Source organism: Streptomyces aurantiogriseus, assembly GCF_014649375.1.
GTDB lineage: Bacteria > Actinomycetota > Actinomycetes > Streptomycetales > Streptomycetaceae > Streptomyces > Streptomyces aurantiogriseus.
In genome coordinates, this window is sequence record NZ_BMSX01000080.1 from 1 (window position 1) to 823 (window position 823).

The window sequence follows — 823 nt, forward strand, 5'->3', positions numbered from 1 at the left end:
CGAGAAAAGACCCCGACGGCCCCTACGGCGACTACTACATGTGGGCCGACGACGACAAAGCCTACGCCGACGCCCGCATCATCTTCGTCGACACCGAGGTCTCCAACTGGACCTACGATCCGGTCCGCAAGCAGTACTTCTTCCACCGCTTCTTCTCCCACCAGCCGGACCTCAACTACGAGAGCCCGGCCGTCCAGGAGGAGATCCTGGCCGCGCTCCGCTTCTGGCTGGACCTCGGGATCGACGGCTTCCGACTGGACGCGGTGCCGTATCTCTACGCGGAGGAGGGCACCAACTGCGAAAACCTTCCGGCAACCCATGAGTTCCTCAGACGGGTCCGGAAGGAGATCGACGCGATGTATCCGGACACCGTGCTGCTCGCGGAGGCCAATCAGTGGCCCGAGGACGTCGTCGACTACTTCGGCGACTACGCCTCCGGCGGCGACGAATGCCACATGGCCTTCCATTTCCCCGTCATGCCCCGCATCTTCATGGCGGTACGCCGGGAATCCCGCTACCCGGTCTCGGAAATCCTCGCCAAGACACCGGCCATTCCGTCCGGTTGTCAGTGGGGAATCTTCCTGCGCAACCACGACGAGCTCACGCTCGAAATGGTCACCGACGAAGAGCGCGACTACATGTACGCGGAATACGCGAAGGACCCGCGTATGCGCGCCAACATCGGGATCCGCCGGCGGCTCGCGCCGCTCCTCGACAACGACCGCAACCAGATCGAGCTGTTCACCGCCCTCCTGCTGTCCCTTCCCGGCTCGCCGATCCTCTACTACGGCGACGAGATCGGCATGGGCGACAACATCTGGCT

1 protein-coding gene is annotated in these 823 nt (G+C 63.7%); it reads left to right on the forward strand.

Annotation, left to right across the window (positions count from 1 at the left end):
- Window positions 1–823, forward strand: an 823-nt coding sequence (locus IE263_RS48060) for an alpha-amylase family glycosyl hydrolase (RefSeq protein WP_268256156.1), incomplete at both ends; no start/stop codon positions are given.